General features: G+C 39.9%; 13 protein-coding genes. 10 read left to right on the forward strand and 3 right to left on the reverse strand.

The annotated features are described in order from the left end of the window. Nucleotides 1–5: 5 nt before the first annotated feature. Together rpmG and mutM are read left to right on the forward strand one after the other, a co-directional pair. Nucleotides 6–176: a 50S ribosomal protein L33 gene (rpmG, locus tag EL215_RS00090; protein WP_005613503.1), complete on the forward strand. Its 171-nt coding sequence runs from the start codon at nt 6–8 to the stop codon at nt 174–176. 72 nt (nt 177–248) lie between these two features. Beyond that, nucleotides 249–1,064, forward strand: a complete 816-nt coding sequence (mutM, locus tag EL215_RS00095; RefSeq protein WP_126469398.1) for a DNA-formamidopyrimidine glycosylase — start codon at nt 249–251, stop codon at nt 1,062–1,064. Between the two features lie 81 nt (nt 1,065–1,145). On the opposite strand, the gene EL215_RS00100 is transcribed toward mutM, so the two are convergent. Further along, entirely contained in the window at nt 1,146–5,477 is a 4,332-nt protein-coding gene (locus EL215_RS00100) for a YadA-like family protein (RefSeq protein ID WP_164757039.1), read from the reverse strand. Then, nucleotides 5,470–6,627 (reverse strand): ESPR-type extended signal peptide-containing protein, encoded by a 1,158-nt coding sequence (locus EL215_RS10240; protein ID WP_164757040.1) that lies wholly within the window; start codon nt 6,625–6,627, stop codon nt 5,470–5,472. Before EL215_RS10240 ends, EL215_RS00100 begins: the two co-directional genes overlap by 8 nt. A 521-nt stretch (nt 6,628–7,148) precedes the next feature. On the opposite strand from EL215_RS10240, the gene nrfA reads away from it, so the two are divergent. The 8 genes from nrfA to EL215_RS00150 all read left to right on the forward strand — a co-directional run bounded on the left by nrfA (nt 7,149) and on the right by EL215_RS00150 (nt 15,887). Beyond that, nucleotides 7,149–8,672, forward strand: a complete 1,524-nt coding sequence (nrfA, locus tag EL215_RS00115) for an ammonia-forming nitrite reductase cytochrome c552 subunit (RefSeq protein WP_197721746.1) — start codon at nt 7,149–7,151, stop codon at nt 8,670–8,672. 72 nt (nt 8,673–8,744) lie between these two features. Beyond that, complete coding sequence (nrfB, locus tag EL215_RS00120; protein WP_126469401.1) at nt 8,745–9,410, forward strand: cytochrome c nitrite reductase pentaheme subunit; 666 nt, start codon at nt 8,745–8,747, stop codon at nt 9,408–9,410. Further along, the gene (gene nrfC, locus EL215_RS00125; RefSeq protein WP_126469402.1) at nt 9,410–10,087 is read left to right on the forward strand and encodes a cytochrome c nitrite reductase Fe-S protein; all 678 of its coding nucleotides are present in this window, start codon (nt 9,410–9,412) and stop codon (nt 10,085–10,087) included. The genes nrfB and nrfC overlap by 1 nt, the downstream gene beginning before the upstream one ends. Beyond that, nucleotides 10,084–11,049, forward strand: a complete 966-nt coding sequence (gene nrfD, locus EL215_RS00130; RefSeq protein WP_049357764.1) for a cytochrome c nitrite reductase subunit NrfD — start codon at nt 10,084–10,086, stop codon at nt 11,047–11,049. Before nrfC ends, nrfD begins: the two co-directional genes overlap by 4 nt. A 147-nt stretch (nt 11,050–11,196) precedes the next feature. Beyond that, on the forward strand, nt 11,197–13,101 hold the full coding sequence (gene nrfE, locus EL215_RS00135) for a heme lyase NrfEFG subunit NrfE (RefSeq protein ID WP_126469403.1): 1,905 nt from the start codon (nt 11,197–11,199) through the stop codon (nt 13,099–13,101). Continuing rightward, complete coding sequence (locus EL215_RS00140; protein ID WP_126469404.1) at nt 13,094–13,624, forward strand: DsbE family thiol:disulfide interchange protein; 531 nt, start codon at nt 13,094–13,096, stop codon at nt 13,622–13,624. The genes nrfE and EL215_RS00140 overlap by 8 nt, the downstream gene beginning before the upstream one ends. 1 nt (nt 13,625) lies before the next feature. Then, the gene (nrfF, locus tag EL215_RS00145) at nt 13,626–14,681 is read left to right on the forward strand and encodes a heme lyase NrfEFG subunit NrfF (RefSeq protein WP_126469406.1); all 1,056 of its coding nucleotides are present in this window, start codon (nt 13,626–13,628) and stop codon (nt 14,679–14,681) included. A 3-nt stretch (nt 14,682–14,684) separates the two neighbouring features. Then, nucleotides 14,685–15,887, forward strand: a complete 1,203-nt coding sequence (locus EL215_RS00150; RefSeq protein ID WP_126469408.1) for a BaiN/RdsA family NAD(P)/FAD-dependent oxidoreductase — start codon at nt 14,685–14,687, stop codon at nt 15,885–15,887. Nucleotides 15,888–15,952: 65 nt separating this feature from the next. Here EL215_RS00150 and menH read toward each other — a convergent pair whose 3' ends face one another. Continuing rightward, nucleotides 15,953–16,696: a 2-succinyl-6-hydroxy-2,4-cyclohexadiene-1-carboxylate synthase gene (gene menH, locus EL215_RS00155; RefSeq protein WP_126469410.1), complete on the reverse strand. Its 744-nt coding sequence runs from the start codon at nt 16,694–16,696 to the stop codon at nt 15,953–15,955. Nucleotides 16,697–16,735: the final 39 nt, after the last annotated feature.

The following is a 16,735-nucleotide window of genomic DNA, read 5'->3' on the forward strand; positions in this document are numbered from 1 at the left end:
AAAACATGGCAGCTAAAGGCGCTCGTGAGAAAATCCGTTTAGTTTCTACTGCAGAGACCGGTCACTTCTACACAACTGATAAAAACAAACGTAATATGCCTGAAAAAATGGAAATCAAAAAATTTGATCCAGTAGTGCGTAAACACGTTATCTATAAAGAAGCAAAAATCAAATAATTTTGCTGATTTGAAAAAAGCCCGACATTGTTCGGGTTTTTTTATACCACAAATTCATTATCGAGATTATCTATGCCTGAACTTCCTGAAGTTGAAACAGCCCTGCGTGGTGTCAGCCCCTATTTGAAAGGTTTTATTATTGAAAAAATTGTAGTGCGCCAACCTCAATTACGCTGGGTGGTTTCTCCTGAATTAACAACGCTTAAAAACGTCAAAATTTTAGATACCTCTCGTCGTGCGAAATATCTCATTATTCATACTGAAAAAGGTTATATCATTGGTCATTTAGGCATGTCTGGCTCTGTTCGAATCGTGCCGCACAATAGCCCTATTGATAAACACGATCACCTTGATATTGTAATGAATAATGGCAAATTACTGCGTTATAACGACCCGAGACGCTTCGGTGCATGGTTATGGACGGAAAGCTTAGATGACTTTCATCTTTTCCTAAAACTTGGTCCTGAACCACTTTCTGATGAATTTAATGCGGAATACCTTTTTAAAAAATCACGCAAGAAATCGACCGCACTTAAAACTTTTTTAATGGATAATGCTATCGTCGTGGGCGTAGGAAATATTTATGCCAATGAAACGCTCTTTTTATGTGGTTTGCACCCAATGAAACTAGCCGAAAACCTCACGCGAAAACAATGCGTCTTAATCGTTGAAACGATTAAAAACATATTAGCGAAAGCCATTATACAAGGTGGTACAACATTAAAAGATTTCTTACACCCCGATGGTCGTCCAGGTTATTTTGCGCAGGAATTGTTAGTTTATGGAAACAAAGGTAAACCTTGTCCTAAATGCGGCACTAAGATTGAAAGTATGATTATTGGGCAACGCAATAGCTTTTATTGCCCTCATTGTCAGAAAAAGAAATAGCTGTATAAAACTATATTTTTATGGCATAAATTAAATACTAAAAAGGCATGGAATCCATGCCTTCTATTATTTTTACATCAATTACCAGTGGTAACCTGCACCAACTGCTACACCCACTTTACCTTGAGTATCGCTAGTACCGGCTAAACGAATAATGATTTTACCGTTGTCTGAAATACGTGACATACCTAATGCCACAGCATTTTGACCTTGGTAATTACCCGCTGCCACAGATACCATGCTCTTACCTGGAATGTAAGCTTGTGGTAATTGAGACGCCGCTAACGCGCTTGCTGTACCTGCATTGACACGTTTACCTAACTTGTTCACTTGACCATTTAAGTGGTTGATCTTGTTATTCATGTCAGCTTTTACTTCGTGTAATTGGCTGCCGTTTACCGCATCAGTACTGTCTGCTGCAATGCGTCCTGGTGCAACATTGGTAATTTGTTTATTACCTGCATCAATACCATTTTTAGTCATGCTTGGACCGTTTTTAATGGTTACGCCATTGCTATCAATCACCGTATCACCCGCAGTGAATTTGTTTGCTGTTACGCTTTCAACTTTAAGGTTTTTCTTGATACCTACACGAACATTACCGCTCTTATCAATGTTTGTCATCACATTATCGCCACCATCAAACTCACTCCAGTTTGTGTTGCTATCTGCGCCTTTCACATTGATTTGGCTATTTAATTTCGCATTGTAAACGCCGCCTACATTTGCACCAAATTTTAAGCCATCACTTAATGTCGCGATAGTTTCACCACCAAAGTTCATACGATTTGGTGTTTTACCATCAAGATTCGGTGCTGCATCTTTACCACTTACTACTGTAATTGGCGTTGAATTATCGCCTTCGCCAAGATTAATTGTTGTGGTATTAACCGTTTTCGCATTCACATTTCCAGCTTTCAAGTCTTTTGTGGTAGAAATAGTGAAGTTAATACCATTCTGTTCAAGTTTGATATTATCACCAGCGATATAGTTTACAGTCGCACCTGGCGCTACATTAGCAACTTCGGTACCACTTACTTCACCAGTAGAGCCTTCTTTCTTCGTTGCCGTTGCATTCCAGCCTTTACCCGCAAGTTCTTTCACTGCGTATAACTGACTACCATTTACTGCATCTTTCGATGTGCTCGTTACATCACCATCTTGAACATTGGTTACTTTCTTATCACCAGCATTGATACCATCTGTCGTTACAGCCACATCGCCAGCTTTTAAGCCATCTTTATTTAAAGCGACATTATCACCCACTTTCACACCGTCATTATTCATCACGGTATCTCCAGCGGTTACACTATCAACTTTAATGTCTTTAGCTAAGTTGAACGTTACATTGTGACCATCTTTAGTGATATTGATGTTCTTATCTGTATTATTCAAATCAACGATATCGCCAGGTTTCACATTAGAAGAATCCTTACCATTCGCTGTTAAATTCCAACCTTTGTTAGCCACCTCTTCTACTTTCTTAAGCTGTGAAACATTTACCGCATCAGTATCAGCTTCACCTGGTTTTAAGCCAGTAATTTTCTTATCACCCATATCAATGCCTTTGTCATTGATCGTTACACCACCAACGTCAGCACTATCTAGGTCTTTCAGATCTTTGGCTAATTTCACGTTTAATGTGCCATTACCATCAGATTCAACACCAATATTGTTATCTGATAATGTGCCTGTTGCACCACCTTTTACAAAAATTTGCTCACCTAAACGACGCTCAAAGTTCTTCGCAGCATTGTCACCACCAAAGGTTAACGCTTTAAAGGCTTGCTCGGCTGTTTGATTGATCGCATCATTAATATTATTAACTATTGTGCTATTTACAGTAATTGGCGCTTTAGTAACAGTAACATCACCAGTTTTCAAACCATTTGTATCAATTTTGGTATCGCCCGCAGTGACACTATCAACCTTGATATCTTTCGATAAAGCAATCTTAACTTTACCCTCATCTACTTCTGTACTGATATTGTCATCTTTACCAACAACCTCAACCGTTTCACCTAATGGTTTCTTCACTGAATTACCATCTTGAGCAGTTACCCCAAAACCTTTTGTCGTGAGGTTATTAATGGTTTGATAGAGCTGGCTACCATTTACCGCATCTTGTGATGTTTCATTCACATCACCTGCTGCTACATTGCTAATTTTCTTATCAGCGGCATCAATACCAGATTTAGTAACACTTGGACCGTCTTTAATAGTCAAACCATCTGTATTTAAAACTGTATCACCAGCTGTCACATTACCTGTAGCATTAACATTGGTCACATTAATTGTTTTATTTAAATTAAATGTTACATTGTCGTCTGTTGCATTTTTGGTAATGAGAATATTGCCATCAGTGTTATTTAAATCAACTGTTTCACCAGGTGCAACATTACTACTATTCGTACCATTAGCAGTTAAATTCCAGCCTTTATTAGCTACTTTTTCCACATTTTTCAATTGTGAAACATTCACTGCATCCTTGTCATCGGTACCTGCTGCAACATTGGTTATTTTATTACCAGCTGCATCAATACCATTTTTAGTGACACTTGGACCACCGTTAACAGTTAAACCATCGTTATTAATGGTTGTATCTCCTGCTTTGACGCTATCAACGTTAAGATCTTTATTTAACTTAACTTGAACGCCATTAGGATTCGCTTCAGTCGTAATATTATCGTCACCGGTAATCGCAACTTTATCGCCTAATTTCTTAACATCAGACTCTTTGCTATCACCTGTAAACGTCAAGCCTTTTGTGCTTACTGTGGTATTCGCATCCATACCTTGTTTAATCTCATCTTTTGTTTTTTGAGATAAATCAAGATGATAGTTCGTTACAGAAGCATCTCCGACATCTTTCGCACCTTTGTTTTCTACTGTTAATGCATCAGTGGTTGTCACATTTGCAGAGGTATCTACAGCATCAATTTTGTAAATAGTTTGACCATTTTCACCTTTTTCTGGTGTAACACTTGTGTTTTTACCAGCTTTAACCTCTGTTTTTGCAGCTTTTAATTGAGAAACATTAACTGCATCCTTGTCATCGGTACCTGCTTCAACATTGGTAATTTTATTACCAGCTGCATCAATACCATTTTTAGTAACACTTGGCCCACCGTTAACAGTTAAACCATCATTATTAATTGTGGTATCACCAGCTTTTACACTATCAACTTTGATATCCTTAGCTAATTTAATTTCTAATTTATCAGTGCCATCTGCCACCACGCCAATGTTACCATCAGAAAGGTTAGTCGCATCAGTTACACCGCCAACTAATTTAACTGTTTCACCTAATTTACGTGTTACATTAGTGCCTGTATCACCAGCAAAGGTTAATGGCATGTTACGTACTTTATTAATTGCGGTAGTTACATCACCTGCAGTTGCTAGGTTGTTTGGATTCGCTGCAGTTGCATTGCCGTCTTCGCCTGTTTTGATAGTTGTTGTGTTGACATTAAATGTCACATTCGAACCATTACCGTTATCAGTCACGTTTGCAGTTGTCAATGTACCATTCACAAAGTTCACAAAACCATTGTTATTGATACGTGATTTAGAAGTACCATTTTCTTGTACGTTAAAGCCACTATTGTGTAATACCGTATAAAGTTGTGAACCATTTACCGCATCCGTTGAAGTTGGCGAAAGACGCCCTGCTGCCACATTATGAATTTGGCGTTCGTTACCCGCCTTGCCGACAGAAACAGCGCCATTGATTAAAGACTTCTTAGCTGCAAAGTCAATATTTTTACTTGCACCAGCATCATCTTTAAATGCCGCATATCCAGTTGTATTATCGAACATATTCACGTTAGCTTCCGAATCAGCACCTAAAGCAACCGCATCCTTTGCCATTGCTTTAGCATAGCGACCAATTGCCACTGCGTTCCGCTGAGTAGCGTTCGCCCAATAACCTAGCGCCAACGACTCTCGCCCAGCTGCTGCTGAAAAAGCCCCTTGAGAAATAGCAAAAGCCTGCGATGCATTGGCTTCATTACCTATTGCGATAGAATGCTCTATCGCAGCCTTCGTATCTTGGCCAATTGCAATTGAATATTTACCTGATGAATTTGCACCTAGGCCAAACGCCATCGCAGAATAATCAGTCGCTTTACTCCCTTGTCCTAAAGCTATGGTATTTATACCACTTGCTAATGAATTAACACCGATAGCAATTGTTGTCTCATTAGACGCATTTGAGTTGGCTCCAAAAGCCATCGAATCTGCATGAGTAGTGCTAGCATTCAATCCAACAGCAATAGAATTAACAGCGATAGGTGTAGTACTTGCATTAGGCCCAATAGCAATAGAGTCAACACCTGAGGCCCCCGTATTATTCTGGTTGCCTGTTACATTTGATTTAACCGAGAAATAACGAATTTTTTCAATTTCAGCCATATGCAGCGTAAAGCTGAGAACCATTGATTGCATCAGTAGAAGTTGAAGAAATATCACCTGGTGCAAGATTGATAATTTGACGTTCATAGCCTTTATCACCAATAGAAACCACATCCCCTTCATCCACTTGTGCACCACCTGCCCAAGTATATGTTGTACCTAAAATTGTTCTTTCTACATAAGCCTGACCAGCCTTAGATATAACTGAAGCGGTACCTAATGCAACTGAGTTTAATTTTGTTGCTTTTGCCCCTGTACCAAGAGCTGTCGCACCAAATACTGTTGCTTTTGATTTAGTACCAATAGCTAGAGATAAAGCGGCTGAAGAATTAGCTTGTACCCCTAGCGCAACTGAACCTTCACCCGCTATCGCATTTTCATATGTACCACTATTCATCGTATCACCGGTCATTTGCTTATAGATATCTCTTAAGCTTTTCCCATTCAAATTATACTCACCTGTTTTAATCCCTTTATTATTGTAGAGTATAAATTTGTGATTATCCGTATAAGCAACGCCTCCAACTGCATCAAGATCATCCCCCCCTAAAGCCATTGATGAATTACCATAAGCAATTACATTACCACCAATTGCAATAGATTGGTCACCACGCGCCCAAGCTCCTTCAGTAATTGATGGAGTTCCCTTCCCATAGGTTGGAGAAGCGCCTGCGAGATTCCCAGCTCCAATTGCAATTGCCTGTTGAATTTTCTGACTACCACTACCAATTTGTGCATTTTTTCCAATTAATACATTACGAGACGAACCAGTAGCATCAGTTCCAAAGGTTCCTGTCAGATCACCTATCAGCACACTCTCTGTATAACGACCATTTACGCCATTACCAATAGCGGTAGTATTTGCACCGCTTGCAGATGTTGCGGCATTCCCAACAGCAATACTAGAACCACCTACATTTGTAGGAGCATTGTTTCCATCACCTACAATCACTTTTGCTTGCCCCGGCATCATCACTGCAGATAAAGAAAGTGCAAATGCAGAAAGTTTAAAAAGAGAAGATAAACGTGTTTCGCTTGTTACACGTTGTTCGGAGTTTGAAGAAGCTTTTACAGCTCCTTTCGCTAATTCTGATGTCACAACGAAAGATTGTGTCGTTTTGTTCCAAATGATCTTAAATATTTTGTTCATAAAAAAGTTATCCCAAGCTAAATAGATTTAGGTATTCATCACATCCCAACAAACAATAGAATAAGATGGGTAAAAATAAGGTTCCGGGAGTATAGCTGACTCATCTATAAGATCAAGAAAATAATCACTTTTTATACCATTTTTCACAAGAAATTTACATTTTCTATACAAGGTATCGTTTGCGTAAAAAGAATGCTCATTAAAATTAGGTCAAAGTCAGTAATAATGAGCATGGAATCGTCTTTATATAAGTCAAAAACAATGTAAAAGTTGACCGCACTTTTTTCTCTATAATATGCAACTCACCTACCACTTTTCTAATCCCTTCATACCTCTTTAGAAGTATTTTTATTTTAAAGTTTGATCAACCTCAAACTTTTGGAAGATAACCTTAGAAAAACTACTACTTTTTGGTATCTTATGCTTGCACTGAACTATTTTTATGAGTGAATTCAAAAACTTAATAGGAATTGTTTGCATTTAAAATTGTTTTTTTATTCTTTCCTAATGGAGTGATTATCGTGAACGCATTGAGAAAAAGCCTTGTTTTGGCCACTTCTTTCGCAGCTTTAGGTGTGTATAACTCAGCGATGGCTGAAATGGTATACAAGCCTGTTGAACAACCTGTGGAAGCACCAAACCCTAATTTAAAAATCGAAGCAGTGAATGAAAAATTTGCTGAGAAATATCCTAGCCAATTCAATTCGTGGAAAGCGACTGAAAAAGGCGACAAAATCATCTATGCTAATGAACAAGATCCTCGTTTAATCGTGTTATGGGGGGGCTATTCTTTCGCAAAAGAATATAACGCACCTCGTGGTCACGTTTATGCAGTAGAAGATGTACGTAATATTTTACGTACTGGTGCGCCCAAAAATGCAAATGATGGCCCTCAACCAATGGCATGTTGGACTTGTAAAGGTCCAGACGTTCCTCGTTTAATTGCAGAATGGGGTGAAGATGGTTACTTTGGTGCAAAATGGGCTAAAGGTGGACCTGAAGTGGTTAACTCAATCGGTTGTGCAGACTGTCACGATACTACATCAAAAGACTTTGCTGAAGGTAAACCTGCATTACGTATTGCGCGTCCACACGTTCTTCGTGCATTGGATCACTTAAATAATGCACTTCAAGCAAAAGCAAAAGCTGAAGGTAAAGAACAAGCTAACTTAAGCTTTAACACAGCTGCTCGCACTGAAAAACGTGCTGAAATCTGTGCAAACTGTCACGTTGAGTACTACTTCGCAGGTGATTTAAAACAAGTAACCTTCCCTTGGGATAACGGTCAAACTGTTGATGACATCGAAAAATACTACGATGATATCGGCTTCAGTGACTGGACTCACTCTCTTTCTAAAGCACCAATGTTAAAAGCTCAACACCCTGACTTTGAAATTTGGTCTTTAGGTATGCATGGTAAAAACGGCGTAACTTGTATCGACTGTCACATGCCTAAAGTACAAGGTAAAGACGGTAAAGTTTACACCGATCACCAAATCCAAAACCCATTCGATGCATTTGATAGCACTTGTGCAAACTGTCACGATCAAAGCAAAGAAAAACTTAAAGACATCGTCGCTTCACGTAAAAAAGAAGTGAAAGATGCAATGGGGCGTTTAGAAGATCAAGTTGTTCGTGCTCACTTTGAAGCAAAAGCTGCATGGGATGCAGGTGCAACTAAAGAAGAAATGGAACCTGCTTTAATGGATATCCGTCACGCTCAATGGCGTTGGGACTACACTGCAGCAAGCCATGGTGGTCACATGCACGCTCCAGATGTAATACTTCGTGTATTAGCTTCCGGTTTAGACAAAGCAGCAGATGCTCGTGCTAAACTTGCAGCAATCTTAACTAAACACGGCGTGAAAACTCCGGTTGAAGTACCAGATATTTCTACAGCTGATAAAGCATGGAAAGTAATGGGTATCGATATCGAGAAAGAACGTAAAGCGAAAAAAGAATTCTTAGAAACTGTTGTACCTCAATGGGTAAAAGAAGCGAAAGCCAATGGCAAATTAGCTGAAGATACCGCAACAAAACAATAAAAAAAGAACCGCACTTTGTAACTAAAGTGTCGAAGTGCGGTCATTTTTAACCCTATATTTGAGGTAATCAGAATGAATTTAACTTCTTTAATCAGCAAATCGGCAAAATCCCTTGCATTGCTTGCAATGCTTGCGGCACTGCCAATGGCTGCAAATGCTGAAGAGATGGCTAAAACACCAGCCTCTCAACTCACTTACGAGCCACAAATGGATAACCAACGTGATCCAAACCAATATTGTGCAAAATGTCACAAATTTGACAAAGTCGATAAAAACCAAACTTTAGATCAATCTGGTGGTGAATTACACTTTGGTAAATTCCACGGCGCTCACTTAAATCAAAAAAGCCCTAACACGGGTAAACCGATCAACTGTGTCAACTGTCACGGTAATATTTCGGAAGATCACCGTCGCGGAGCAAAAGATGTGATGCGTTTTGAAGGTGATATCTTTGGTGATAAAAAACCAATGTATACCGCGCAAGAACAAAACCAAGTTTGTTTTGCTTGTCACCAACCGGCAAAACTTCGTGAAAAACTTTGGGCGCACGATGTTCACGCAATGAAATTGCCTTGTGCAAGCTGCCACACATTACACCCGAAAGATGATGCGATGAAAGGTATTCAACCGAAAAATCGTGTGAAACTTTGTGTAGATTGCCACGGCGAACAACAAAAACGCAAAGCGGCAAAAGAAGCACAATCACAAACGCAATCAACCGAACAAAAGGATAAATAATGACAGCTTGTTCACGCCGAAACTTTGTTTCCGGCATGGGGGCATTAATCCTTATGACGGGGACATCAGTCACCTCTTTAGCGAAAGAGGAAAAGGCGGATAAACCAAAACGCTATGCAATGGTACACGACGAAACAGCTTGTATCGGCTGTACCGCTTGTATGGATGCTTGTCGTGAAACTAACCACGTTCCTGAAGGCGTTTCACGTTTGGAAATTCTCCGTAGCGAACCTTATGGCGAATTCCCAAATCAAGAATACGAGTTTTTCCGTCAATCTTGTCAACATTGTACAAACGCCCCTTGCGTGGCAGTTTGTCCAACCGGTGCATCATTTATTGATCCTGAAACAGGTATCGTAGATGTGCATAAAGATCTTTGTGTAGGTTGCCAATACTGTATCGCAGTTTGTCCTTATCGCGTACGTTTCATTCATCCAGAGCATCTTACTGCGGATAAATGTAACTTCTGTCGCGATACAAACTTAGCAGCTGGCAAACAACCTGCTTGTGTAGAAGCTTGTCCAACCAAAGCATTAACCTTTGGCGATATGAATGATCCAAGCAGTGCAGTTTCTCGCAAAGTGAAAGAAAATCCGGTTTATCGCACGAAAGTGGAATTAGGTACTCAACCAAATCTTTACCATATTCCATTCCAACACGGGGAGCCAAGAAGATGACATTAGATTATCCTGTTCCGTTTCACACACCTAATTTGGTGTGGGATTCAACAATCGCTATCTATTTGTTCTTACTTGGTATTTCTTCCGGTGCGGTACAATTAGCGATTGCTTATAAACGTAGTCACAAATTAGAAAATCCTAGCAAAAACTGGATTATCAGAGCAGCCGCCGTTTTAGGTTCTGTGCCAACATTAATCGGTTTAACCCTGTTAATTTTTCACTTGGCACGTCCTTGGACATTCTGGAAATTGATGTTTAACTATCAATTTAACTCTGTAATGTCTATGGGGGTAATGTTATTCCAAGTTTATATGCTGTTCTTGGTATGTTGGTGTGCGGTTATCTTCAAAGAAGATATCATGGCGCTCATCCAACGTTTTATGCCAAAACTTGGTTTCGTCGGTAAAATTATCAATGTATTAGAACGTTTAACAGGTCCTGTAGAAGTCATTCTATTCATCTTAGCTGCTGTGCTAGGGGCTTATACCGGTTTCTTACTTTCAGCATTGATTAGTTACCCAATGTTAAATAACCCTGTTCTACCCGCGTTATTCTTGGCTTCAGGTACATCTTCAGGTATCGCTGCAACCTTCTTATTTATCCTCATTGCAGGTAAATTAAAAGGTGATAGCCATGAATCACACTTCATTCATAAATTTGAAGTGCCAATTATGGTGACTGAACTTGGTTTATTAATCTGTTTCTTTGTTGGTCTACACTTCGGTGGTGGTCAGAAAGTGGTTGCATTGCATAATGCGCTTTCCGGCTTCTGGGGTGCAGTGTTCTGGATTGGGGTATTCTTAATTGGTATCATCATTCCTCTACTTGCGAACCTTGCAGCAAAAGACAGCTTAAAATACAATAAGAACTTTATTATCCTTGTGTCAATCTTCGACTTAATCGGGGTTCTCTGCTTACGTTACTTCATCTTGTACGGCGGACAACTTACCGTTGCGTAAGGATAAATTTCTTATTTAATCAAAAGGCGTATACAATACGCCTTTTGTTTATTTAAAAGACTAAAGTGCGGTTAATTTTACGTATGTTTTTCATGCTTAAAATCAACCTTATTTTGTAAAATACAACCTTTAATACTGAAGAATACTATGCTTCCCGAACTCGGATTTCTCTCATTACTCTTTGCCACCACCGCGGCGCTCTTACTTTCTATCGTGCCGCAAATTGGTATTTGGCGAAATAAACCCTCTCTCACCAACACGGCTTGGGGATTAAGTTATTGCTTCGGTATTTTTACGAGCGTTTCAATCGGTATTCTTGCCTACTCTTTCGCAACAGATGATTTCACTTTGGAATACGTGGCAGCTCACTCCAATTCTCAACTACCGACATTTTTCAAAGTTGCCGCCACTTGGGGCGGACATGAAGGCTCCATTTTATTTTGGCTTTTTACATTAAGTCTTTGGTTAGTGGCTTTTGCCTTTTTCTCTCGCAAAAATGACCGCACTTTTTCTGCACAAACCCTTTCTTTACTTGGCTTAATTTGTCTTGGGTTTGCTATTTTTATTTTGTTCTACTCCAATCCATTTGGACGTGCGTTTCCTGCCCCTTCGGAAGGACGAGATCTCAATCCAATGCTGCAAGATATTGGCTTAATTTTCCATCCACCACTGTTATATGTGGGTTATGTGGGCTTTGCTGTTAACTTTGCCATGTCAATTTCAGCCTTAATTTTTAATCGCTCTGCACAAGCGATCGCACGTGCGATGCGAGCTTGGGTGCTTGTTTCTTGGTTATTCTTAACCTTAGGGATCGTTCTCGGTGCCTGGTGGGCATATTACGAATTAGGCTGGGGCGGTTGGTGGTTCTGGGACCCAGTAGAAAACGCCTCACTTATGCCATGGTTATTGGGACTCGCACTGCTACACAGCTTGATGGTGACGGAAAAACAAGGTATGTTTAGCTACTGGACAATACTCTTTTCCCTGCTCGCTTTTGCATTCAGTGTATTAGGCACATTTATTGTCCGTTCAGGTGCATTAACCTCTGTTCATGCTTTTGCTTTAGATAGCTCCCGTGGTTATGTGCTATTACTGATTTTCTTTTTATTGACTGTCGGCTCGCTCAGTTTATTTGCCCTACGCACAAATACCAATGAAAGTGCGGTCAAATTCCCGCTCATTTCTAAAACCGGAGCTATTTTAGGCTTAAACATCGTATTAACCGTGGCCACCGTCAGTACCTTCTTAGGCACTTTCTATCCAATGCTATTCCAAGCCATGAGTTGGGGAAGCATTTCCGTGGGTGCGCCTTACTTTAATAGCATTTTCTTGCCATTGCTCACTTTAGTGCTTTTTGCGATGGCGGCGACACTTTGCTTAAGCTGGTTTAAATCTGATAAAAAACGCTTTTTTAAACGCTTGTTATTACTTATTCCTGCTGCAATGATTGCTTATGGCATGATTTGGAATACGCTACAAAATGACAACGCATTACGCTTTCATTTCTTCGCTTATGTATTACTCACCCTTGCTATTTGGGTATTATTCGTCACCTTATGGCAAAATTGGGCAAAAGTAAGACTTGCCTATTTCGGGATGATTCTCGCACACTGTGGCGTGGCGATTGCCACAATGGGTGCCGTGATGAGTAGTTACTTTGGCAGTGAGTTAGGTGTTAGACTTGCGCCACAACAAAGCCAACAATTAGGCCAATTTGAATTCCACTACGATCGTTTTTCCAATGAAATAGGTCCAAACTTTACCGCCGAAGTCGCTTTCTTTAGCGTGTCAAAACAAGGCAAACCTTACGCTGAAATTTTACCGGAGCGCCGTTATTATGATGTTCGCACCATGACCATGAGTGAAGTGGGCTTAGATGCAGGCTTTTGGGGCGATTTATATATCGTTATGGGCGATAACTTAGGTAAAGGTGAATTCACATTCCGCTTACATTACAAACCACTTATTCGCTGGTTATGGCTCGGAGGCATTTTAATGGCACTTGGCGCATTATGTTCAGCCATCAATTTGAAGAGAAAACGTGATGAATAAAAAGTTTATTTTGTTTTTACCGCTGATTTTGTTATTGAGTATTTGCTTACTGCTTTTTGTTGGCTTACACAAAGATCCAAAACAAATTGCTTCTGCACTCATTGATAAGCCTGTGCCAGAATTCTATCAAGCGAATTTGCTTGAACCGAGTCAAATTGTCAGCCCAAGAGATTTCCCAAAGAAACCTTTTCTGCTTAATGTGTGGGGAAGTTGGTGTGGCTATTGCCAACAGGAACACCCTCTTTTGATGGAAATTTCAAAAGAAGTGCCCATTGTGGGCATCGATTATCGTGACAAACCTCAAAATGGCATTGCGATGCTAGAGCGCATGGGCAATCCATTTATACTCACTATTGACGATAGCCGTGGTGAATTTGCGATGCAATTGGGCGTAGATGGTGCGCCAGAAACCTATGTTGTCGATGAACACGGCATGATCCGTTATCGTCATTCTGGCTATATGGATCGCGAAACATGGCTCACTGAGATCAAACCAAAACTTGATGGATTAACTAAAAAGTAAAATGAAAAAATTAACCCGATTTCTGACCGCACTTTTACTGACGTTTGCCCTTTTTGCTCATGCAGAAATGGTCGACACCTATGCGTTTAAAAACCAAGCCGATCGCACTCGAGCTGTTGAACTGGCAAAATCCTTACGTTGCCCACAATGTCAGAATCAAAACTTAGTTGAGTCCAATTCACCGATTGCTTATGACTTACGTATTGAAGTCTATAAAATGGTAGATGAAGGAAAAACCAATCAGCAAATTATCGACACGATGACAGCTCGTTTCGGTAATTTCGTGAACTATAAGCCACCTTTCCAGTGGAATACGGCACTACTCTGGCTATTGCCTATTTTGTTATTAATTGGTGCGTTTGCGTTAATTTTATTTTCTACTAAAAAATCAGAAGGCGAGCCAAAACAACTCGCAAATCAACCTCATACTGCCCCTAAAGAAGAAAAAAGTGCGGTCAAATTTGAAACTAAATCCGCGATTTGGGTCTTTGCAATCTTATTGATTCTTCCTTTAAGTTATTACTTCTCCCTTGAGCGTTTTGAGCGTGTTCAACAAGGCGAAAAAGAGATGCTTGAGCTTGCCAACAAAAAAGCAGATACATCAATGGTGCATCAAAAAGAAGATATGGTGCTCAAAATTCAAAATAAAATTCGAGAAGATGTGAATAATCCTGAGCTTTGGGCTCAGCTAGGTGATGCCTATATGCAAAATGATGAATTTGATCATGCGCTCATCGCCTATAGTAATGCAGAAAAAATCTCTGGGACAACACCCGCTATTTTAGGCCTAAAAGCGACTGCACTTTATTATCAAGCAGGTCAAAATATCACACCACAAATCCAACAAATAATGGATGAAGCCTTAAAACAGGATAAAAATGAAATTTCAGTTCTCACGTTATTAGCGACTGAGACCTTTAAAAATCATCAACCCGAACAATCCAAAGCCTATTGGCAGCAATTATTAGATTCAGGTAATGCTGCCGTGGATCGCCGTACTGTCATCCAACGAATCAAAATGATAGACTATTTTGAAAAAGGGCAAGTATCACAATAAATTATGAGTCGCTATTCAGAAAATATTATTATTGGCGCCGGTGCTGCCGGCTTATTTTGTGCCGCACAGTTAGGCAAACTTGGCAAACAAGTCACCATTTTTGATAACGGTAAAAAAATTGGTCGAAAAATTTTAATGTCTGGCGGTGGATTCTGTAATTTCACCAATATGGAAATCAACTCTGGCCGTTATATCAGCCAAAACAAACACTTCGTCAAATCTGCCTTAAAACGTTATACACAATGGGATTTTATTGCTTTAGTCGCTGAGTACAATATTCCTTACCACGAAAAAGAATTAGGTCAGTTATTTTGTGATAACGGTTCAGAAGACATTGTGAAGATGCTCGGAACGGAATGTGACAAATATGGTGTTAGCATTCAACTACGCAGCGAAGTGAGCGATGTTGAAGCGGTTGAAAACAACCCTAAAGTGCGGTTTAAATTAAAGGTAAATGCAGTTGAATGGCAATGTCAGAATTTGATTATCGCCACGGGCGGGCTCTCTATGCCTGGATTGGGTGCTTCGCCTTTTGGTTATCAAATTGCAGAACAATTTGGGTTAAATGTGATTCCTCCGCGTGCAAGCCTTGTGCCATTCACATGGCGAGAAAGTGACAAATTCTACTCGGCACTCTCTGGCGTTTCATTAGATGTGGCTGCAACGAATCAGCACAAAACCTTTACTCATCAAATGCTATTCACCCATCGCGGTTTATCGGGTCCTGCTATTTTACAAATATCCAATTATTGGCAACCTGGTGAAAGCATTCATTTAGATTTATTGCCTTATAACAATATTCGCCATCACCTAGATGAGATGCGTCAATCTTCGCCAAAATTGCAGTTAAAAACCGTATTAAGTCGCTTATTACCGAAAAAATTAGTCGAGCTTTGGTTAGAACAAGGCATGATTCAAGATGAAGTGATTGCGAACTTAAGTAAAGTGCGGTTAGAAAATCTAGAGAATTTAATCCACAATTGGCAATTTATTCCTAATGGCACTGAAGGCTACCGAACGGCTGAAGTCACAATGGGTGGTGTTGATACTCATGAAATCTCATCTAAAACCATGGAGGCGACAAAGACTAAAGGTCTCTATTTTATCGGTGAAGTATTAGATGTTGTCGGCTGGTTAGGTGGCTACAACTTCCAATGGGCATGGAGTTCGGCTGCTGTTTGTGCGATGGGAATTGCTGAAAGTTAAGCCCTCTCTACATTTAAAAGACAAAAAGCCGATGTTTACGCATCAGCTTTTTTGTTGTTTAGGACTTAAGGATTAGCGATTTTTAAAATGATATCTTCAATTTTTTTCGCAAAATATGTTGAATTTTCTAAATGAGCATTATGTCCTGCATGAGGGATAAGCGTTAAATCAAGTTGATTATCCTCTGCCATTTGACGAAACTTTTGATCTCGCTCACCGCAAAAATAGAAAAATGGCAGCAAACTTGACCGCACTTTCTCTCGAAAATCAGGCTGTTTGGCAAGGCTCGTTGCTAATAGCATCTTACCAATATTTGCCCCGCAATTCGCTTTTCGCTTTTCAATTAACGCCTTACGTTGCTGTGCATTTAAATGAGAAAACACAGGTTGCTGATACCAATCCTCGAGCACGGTTGCAGGCTTTTCATGGAAAAAACGCTCCGCCCACATTTTGTCATTAATTAAACGGCTTTGTTTCTCTTGCTCAGACTGCAAACCTAAATTCGCCCCTTCTAAAATCACTGCTTGTAAATTGCCTTTTTGCACTTGAGCATGTAGTGCATAATATTGTGCGATTCGCCCACCAAGTGAATAACCGATCAGGATATAAGGTTCATCTTTTATGAGATTTTGTATTTGGCTTTCAAGAAATTGAGCCGTTTGCTCAAAATCTTCAACCGCTACAGCTTTATTCTCTCCATGAAACGGTAAATCGAGAGAGAGACAACGAAAGTGCGGTAGATTTTCGATGACTTTTTGCCAGTCTGATTTTGTACCAAGTAAGCCGTGGAGGAAGATCAGATTCATCATAATGCCATATAAAGAAATCCCCTCTAATTTAAGAGGGGA

This window comes from Haemophilus parainfluenzae, assembly GCF_900638025.1.
Lineage (GTDB): Bacteria > Pseudomonadota > Gammaproteobacteria > Enterobacterales > Pasteurellaceae > Haemophilus_D > Haemophilus_D parainfluenzae_J.

Excerpts from the sequence above, each read along its gene's own strand:
- nrfE (WP_126469403.1), top strand. The coding sequence starts at position 11,197 with ATGCTTCCCGAACTCGGATTTCTCTCATTACTCTTTGCCACCACCGCG.
- EL215_RS10240 (WP_164757040.1), bottom strand. The coding sequence starts at position 6,627 with ATGAACAAAATATTTAAGATCATTTGGAACAAAACGACACAATCTTTC.
- nrfD (WP_049357764.1), top strand. The coding sequence starts at position 10,084 with ATGACATTAGATTATCCTGTTCCGTTTCACACACCTAATTTGGTGTGG.
- EL215_RS00140 (WP_126469404.1), top strand. The coding sequence starts at position 13,094 with ATGAATAAAAAGTTTATTTTGTTTTTACCGCTGATTTTGTTATTGAGT.
- nrfF (WP_126469406.1), top strand. The coding sequence starts at position 13,626 with ATGAAAAAATTAACCCGATTTCTGACCGCACTTTTACTGACGTTTGCC.
- EL215_RS00150 (WP_126469408.1), top strand. The coding sequence starts at position 14,685 with ATGAGTCGCTATTCAGAAAATATTATTATTGGCGCCGGTGCTGCCGGC.
- nrfC (WP_126469402.1), top strand. The coding sequence starts at position 9,410 with ATGACAGCTTGTTCACGCCGAAACTTTGTTTCCGGCATGGGGGCATTA.
- mutM (WP_126469398.1), top strand. The coding sequence starts at position 249 with ATGCCTGAACTTCCTGAAGTTGAAACAGCCCTGCGTGGTGTCAGCCCC.
- rpmG (WP_005613503.1), top strand. The coding sequence starts at position 6 with ATGGCAGCTAAAGGCGCTCGTGAGAAAATCCGTTTAGTTTCTACTGCA.
- EL215_RS00100 (WP_164757039.1), bottom strand. The coding sequence starts at position 5,477 with ATGGCTGAAATTGAAAAAATTCGTTATTTCTCGGTTAAATCAAATGTA.
- nrfB (WP_126469401.1), top strand. The coding sequence starts at position 8,745 with ATGAATTTAACTTCTTTAATCAGCAAATCGGCAAAATCCCTTGCATTG.
- menH (WP_126469410.1), bottom strand. The coding sequence starts at position 16,696 with ATGATGAATCTGATCTTCCTCCACGGCTTACTTGGTACAAAATCAGAC.